The 6,294-nt window shown below is 41.6% G+C and carries 4 protein-coding genes; 3 read left to right on the top strand and 1 reads right to left on the bottom strand.

The genetic code is table 11. The features are described 5' to 3' along the window. Positions 1–272: 272 nt before the first annotated feature. Positions 273–890: a stalk domain-containing protein gene (locus WH46_RS23610; protein WP_052714347.1), complete on the bottom strand. Its 618-nt coding sequence runs from the start codon at positions 888–890 to the stop codon at positions 273–275. Between the two features lie 847 nt (positions 891–1,737). Here WH46_RS23610 and guaB point away from each other — a divergent pair. From guaB to pdxS, 3 genes are all read left to right on the top strand, one after another. Continuing rightward, positions 1,738–3,195, top strand: coding sequence for an IMP dehydrogenase (gene guaB, locus WH46_RS23165; RefSeq protein WP_046228516.1), 1,458 nt, complete (start codon positions 1,738–1,740; stop codon positions 3,193–3,195). A 605-nt stretch (positions 3,196–3,800) separates the two neighbouring features. Then, positions 3,801–5,135: a D-alanyl-D-alanine carboxypeptidase family protein gene (locus WH46_RS23160; protein WP_231584403.1), complete on the top strand. Its 1,335-nt coding sequence runs from the start codon at positions 3,801–3,803 to the stop codon at positions 5,133–5,135. A gap of 275 nt (positions 5,136–5,410) precedes the next feature. Next, entirely contained in the window at positions 5,411–6,292 is an 882-nt protein-coding gene (gene pdxS, locus WH46_RS23155; protein ID WP_017815692.1) for a pyridoxal 5'-phosphate synthase lyase subunit PdxS, read from the top strand. The last annotated feature ends 2 nt before the right edge of the window (positions 6,293–6,294 follow it).

Genomic DNA, 6,294 nt, shown 5'->3' with positions numbered 1-6,294 from the left:
TAGGACGTTGCCAAGCGACGCAAAAAGAAAGACGTTATCCACTGGATAGCGTCTTTTTTGTTTGCTTTTGTAAGCTTTCATAGACTTTTCGAGATTTTGGGCAGATAGATATAGGTATATATTTTTTAAAATAGGATTATAAATATAAGGCTCTTTCCTGATGGAAAGAGCCTTATTGTGATACTAATTAGTATTCATATGAAATTTTGAAGTATATTTAACTACTTCATATTTCATTTATTTATAATAGTATCGGAATTAAATTAGATATATTAATTATCTTCACCTATAGAATCGTCATCCTGGCTCGGGTTAGTAGATCCACCAGTTGTAGAATCTACATTTGTTCCAGATGCAGGACTTTCTACTTCACCGCCTGTAGTAGAATCTACAGTACCGCCATTGCCATTTACAGTACCACTATTAGTGGTCTCAGTGAATGAATTAGTAGTGCCGGTAGTATCCGTATTTGTACTTGTTGTACCTGCATTATTAGTTGTATCTGTAGCAGGAGCTGTAGTGGTTCCACTCATATTATTTGTAGTACCACTGGTATCAGTGGTGCCCGTTGAAGCAGCATTACCTGCATACGTATTGCCTGTAGCAGTAGTAAGTTGAACCGTACTTGTAGCAGCATTATATACGACATTGGCTCCCATCAGCTCGGCTGTTGCACGAACAGGAAGATAAGTTGTACCGTTATAGGTAAGAGGTGTTACCTCAGTACCATTAGCTGTTTGCAATGTTGCTGGATTTCCATTTACTTCTACTTTGATTTGATCATTCAAATATGCAGTTACTTCCTCCATGTTCGTAGCCGCCAATGCACCAGTACCTGTACCAATCAATAGAGCAGATCCAACGAGTAAAGAAGCAATACCCTTTTTCATAATCAAACTCCTTTCGAGGTTAAAGTGGTTTGTTTATAAAGTACCCAATATTATAGTGCTTATTCATAATTATGGAAAAAAATTGGATAAACTTTTAATTGGGAATGGTAGTGAAGTAATTTGAAAGTGTTTTTATGATAATACATGTATAATGAATTATTTAGTAAAAGTTATGAGCTGGATTATGATTTGTAGTTCATTAATGATAAATGGAAAATATCATAAGGTAAAAATCAAAATAGAGGTGGAAAGACGAGAGATAAACAGGATTATACTAAAAATGAGATGCAACATAGATAGAGCATAAATAAAATACAAAAAAAGCCGATGAAAGCTCATAAAGAGCAAGTAAAGAGTTCATAAAGAACGAGTAAAGAATCATTAAAGAACGAGCAAAGAATTATCAAAGAATACATATAGAGGTAGCTAAGTTAGGACAAACACAGAGTGGCTATAGAATAATTATAAACGCCACAGAAATGATACGCTTTAGATACATAAAAGAATTATAAACAGAAATGTCCTTGGAGAGTGGACAAAAGTACTCCTTATAAGAGCAAAGGCTTGGAATTAAGTGATATTCCCCGAACATTCTTGACAGCCTATAACCCCTTTGCTAAGATGGCAATAATATATTTTCAGAAACTTATTTTCAAGGCGTACATTTCCTTGGTATTTAAGGGTTTTAATAGAGTATCCGGTTGATTGAATACTTCTGAAAATAGCTTTAACGGAAGATTTCAGAGGGTTTGTTATAGATGATCCTGGAAGTCTGTACAGAGTAGGCGAGCGGAATGAGTTATTCAGTACAATAGGAATCAAATCAAATAAAGGGAGGAACATCCTCGTGTGGGAAACAAAATTTGCTAAAGAAGGACTAACATTTGATGATGTCTTGTTAGTGCCGCGTAAGTCTGAAGTATTGCCAAAAGAAGTGAGTGTCGCTACAACACTAAGTAAAAATGTGAAATTGAACGTCCCTCTGATCAGTGCAGGGATGGATACAGTAACGGAAGCTGCAATGGCTATCGCTATGGCACGTGAAGGCGGCATTGGCGTCATCCACAAAAATATGTCAGTTGAACAACAGGCAGAAGAAGTGGATCGCGTAAAACGTTCCGAAAGCGGCGTTATCACTAATCCATTTTCTCTGACTCCGGACAAAATGGTATCTGATGCTGAAGCAGTAATGGCTAAATATCGTATCTCCGGTGTACCTATTGTAGATGAAAATAATACACTGGTTGGTATCATTACAAACCGTGACCTGCGTTTTATTCATGATTACAATATGAAAATCAGTGAAGTGATGACCAGCGAAAATCTGGTTACTGCATCGGTAGGTACTACTTTGCAGGAAGCGGAAGTATTGCTGCAAAAGCATAAAATCGAGAAACTGCCTCTGGTGGATGAAAATAATATCCTCAAAGGTCTGATTACCATCAAAGATATCGAAAAAGCGATCCAATTCCCAAATGCAGCGAAAGATGCTCAAGGGCGTCTACTGGTCGGTGCAGCTGTTGGTGTATCCCAGGACGCTTTTGCACGTGCCGAAGCACTGGTTAAAGCGGGTGTTGATATGCTCGTGGTCGATTCTGCACATGGTCATCATATTAATATTTTAGATGCAGTTCGTAAGCTGCGTTCCATGTTCCCTGAACTGACAATTGTAGCGGGCAACGTAGCTACAGGTGAAGCTACGCGCGATCTGATTCAAGCAGGCGCTTCGGTTGTCAAAGTAGGTATTGGTCCAGGATCGATTTGTACAACTCGTGTTATCGCGGGTATTGGCGTACCACAGGTTACAGCTATTTATGATTGTGCAACCGTAGCCCGTGAATATGGCGTACCGATCATTGCCGATGGAGGTATCAAGTACTCTGGCGAGATTACGAAAGCACTGGCAGCAGGCGCTGATGCGGTTATGCTGGGAAGTATGTTTGCCGGTACGGAAGAAAGCCCAGGCGAATCCGAGATCTATCAGGGCCGTCGTTTCAAAGTATATCGTGGCATGGGTTCCATGGCTGCGATGAAGCAGGGCAGTAAAGATCGTTATTTCCAGGATGATGACAAAAAACTCGTGCCGGAAGGTATTGAAGGCCGTGTAGCTTACAAAGGACCATTGTCCGATACGGTTCATCAGCTGATTGGTGGACTGCGTTCAGGTATGGGCTATTGCGGTACAGCCGATCTGTCCGAGCTGCGCAATGATACACAATTTGTTCGCATTACCGGTGCAGGTCTGCGCGAAAGCCATCCGCATGATATTCAAATTACAAAAGAAGCACCAAACTACTCTCTGTAATAGAATCTCAGCACAAGAGAGCTATTATCAGCAGAGCAGTACTGACTACTTGTGATGAACAGCATTTATATGGACAGCAGCTGAAATGAAATTTAAATAGTCAGTCAGGTCATATTCATAAAATGATGTAGCAAAAGTGATATAGAAGAAGTAGACACGTTCCATATATTCTCTTTTTGTTACAAAATTTGATTAAGCGACCTGGCTGGCGTTTTATATTTTTATTGACGTTCGGACAAGCTTGTGATTTTCAGCAAGCTTGTCTTTTTTTGCATGGCGGCGTGTGCTAAAATTAGAAAGTCATTGTGATATTGGGCTTTTCCGTATGTTATGCCTGTTACATAAGCAGCTATTTTACAAAATAGATTATTATGTAGTCTATTGAATAGCTGAATTATCCGGGAAGAGATGACTGTAATCATTCGGATCTGGAGATTTACCGATGATTGCATCATTAAAATGCATAAACGCCGAATACTGTATATTACATGAACAACATAAGCTATGACTTTGAGGGGAGCATTAATACATTGGAACGCAAGTTATTAACGCAAAAAGGTAAGAAGTCGAAACGTCAATTGATCAAAAAAAGTGTAGCATCACTGATGCTTGTAAATATGCTTTGTATGTCCACGATTATTCCTACAACTGCTATGGCAGCAGCTGCTACCAATTCGAAGGCCGCAGATACCAAATCCACAGCGGCTACTGATACCAAAACAGGAGCTGTATCTAATATCAAAGCACCTGAATTACAGGTGAAATCTGCCGTATTGATGGAAGCATCAACCGGTAAAATTTTGTTGTCTATCAATAGCGATGAAGCTCTACCACCAGCAAGTATGTCCAAAATGATGACAGAATACTTGGTGTCTGACTATGTCAAACAAGGCAAGCTGAAATGGGACGATGTGGTAACCGTATCTGAAAATGCTGCTGCTCAAATCGGCTCACGTGTGTTCCTTGCAGCAGGTGATAAGCATACTGTACTGGACTTGTATAAGGCTATGGCAATTGGATCAGCCAATGATGCTTCTGTAGCATTGGCTGAACAAATTGGCGGTACAGAGAAAGATTTTGTTAAATTGATGAATGCCAAAGCCAAAGAATTTGGTATGAAAACAGCTCACTTTGCCAACGCGACTGGTTTAAATATCGCAGATATGCCGGAAGCAAGTCGTCCGGATGATGGTAAAGAGACGATAATGTCGGCAATGGATACAGCGATTCTGGCTCGTCATATTGTTGATGATCATCCTGATTTTAGCGACGTGACCAGTATTCAATCCTTCAAATTCCGTCCGACAGATAAAGATCCTGTAGTGAACTGGAACTGGATGCTGGAATCCAACTCATCCATCACCAACTTCAAAGCATACGCTTATCCAGGTCTGGATGGTTTGAAGACAGGTCATACCGCAGCAGCCAAGCAATGCTTTACAGGAACAGCTGAACGTAATGGCATGCGTCTGATCAGTGTCGTTATGGGAGCGGAAACGGAAGCAGAACGCTTCAAACAAACCAAAAAAGTGCTTGATTATGGCTTTGATAACTTTGAAGTCAAACAAATCATTGGTGCAAAATCCGCTGTATCCGGTCTAGCTACTATTCCGGTAGTCAAAGGTGCAGCAACAGAAGTGCCTGTTGTTACCGATGCAGCTGTTAACGTAGTCGTACCAAAAGGCACAGAGCCGAAAAACGTAACGTACACTGTAGCTCAATCTGATGAAGCAGCACGCACTGCTCCAATCGCAGCAAGCAAAGCGCTTGGAACAATCACATACACTTACAAAAACGACAGTATCGCTCAGGATCAGGTCACTACGGTTAACCTGATTGCTGCTGAACCCGTCGAAAAAGGAAGCTGGTTGCGCTTGTTCTTCCGCTCGATCGGTGATCTGTTTGGCGATCTGTTCGATTCTGTTAAAAATATGTTCTAATTGAACCTGTACCATGCTGTGAAATAGATGTACAGTGTGTATTGGAAAGACGTTCTGTTTCTCTTTCATAGCCGCTTTTTCACTTTACCTGCTCGAAGTAAATGTATTGTATATTGCAGAAGTGTCATGTAAAATTATGAGTTAGATTCTGTCCTGCAATCCGCGCTGGCAGTGCGTATGACTTCCATGGCGTAAGCTGACGGAATCACATCATTATCAGGAAGTCAGCATTATGCTATGCACAATGCTTATAGAAATAATCAGGAGGCATGGACATGGAAACTGGTACATCGAGAGTTAAAAGAGGTATGGCAGAAATGCAAAAAGGCGGCGTCATTATGGACGTCATGAATGCGGAGCAGGCAAAAGTAGCCGAAGCTGCTGGTGCTACAGCGGTTATGGCTCTCGAGCGTGTACCTTCTGATATTCGCGCTGCCGGTGGAGTAGCACGTATGGCTGATCCTACCATTGTGGAAGAAGTTATGAAAGTGGTCTCCATTCCTGTTATGGCCAAAGCACGTATTGGTCACTATGTAGAAGCTAAAGTACTGGAATCACTGGGTGTCGATTACCTCGATGAGAGTGAAGTATTGACTCCGGCTGATGAAGTATTCCATATTGATAAACATGATTTTACAGTACCATTCGTATGTGGTGCCAAAGATCTGGGAGAAGCACTGCGTCGTATCGGTGAAGGTGCATCTATGATCCGTACCAAAGGCGAACCGGGAACCGGTAATATCGTAGAAGCGGTACGTCATATGCGTCATATCAACAGCCAGATTCGCAAAGTACAGAACATGTCTAAAGATGAACTGTACGCGGAAGCGAAAAACCTGGGTGTTGCTTATGATCTGCTGATCGGCGTACACGAGAACGGCAAACTGCCAGTCGTTAACTTTGCGGCAGGCGGCGTGGCAACACCAGCGGATGCAGCATTGATGATGCATCTTGGTGCTGACGGTGTATTCGTAGGTTCCGGTATTTTCAAATCCGACAGCCCTGAGAAATTCGCCCGTGCGATTGTAGAAGCTACTACGCACTATAATGATTACAAGCTGATCGCAGAAGTATCCAAAAATCTGGGTGCTCCAATGAAAGGTATTGAAATCTCCAAATTAACTCCAGGTGAGCGCATGCAGGATCGCGGCTGGTAAGA

It is taken from the genome of Paenibacillus dauci (assembly GCF_000971985.1).
Classification (GTDB): domain Bacteria; phylum Bacillota; class Bacilli; order Paenibacillales; family Paenibacillaceae; genus Saccharibacillus; species Saccharibacillus dauci.
Note: the sequence above shows the minus strand (reverse complement) of the source record. Positions and strands in the feature narration are given on the sequence as shown.

Bases quoted from the DNA above. Each gene is read 5' to 3' on its own strand.
- WH46_RS23610 (WP_052714347.1), bottom strand. From the start codon at position 890: ATGAAAAAGGGTATTGCTTCTTTACTCGTTGGATCTGCTCTATTGATT.
- WH46_RS23160 (WP_231584403.1), top strand. From the start codon at position 3,801: ATGCTTGTAAATATGCTTTGTATGTCCACGATTATTCCTACAACTGCT.
- pdxS (WP_017815692.1), top strand. From the start codon at position 5,411: ATGGAAACTGGTACATCGAGAGTTAAAAGAGGTATGGCAGAAATGCAA.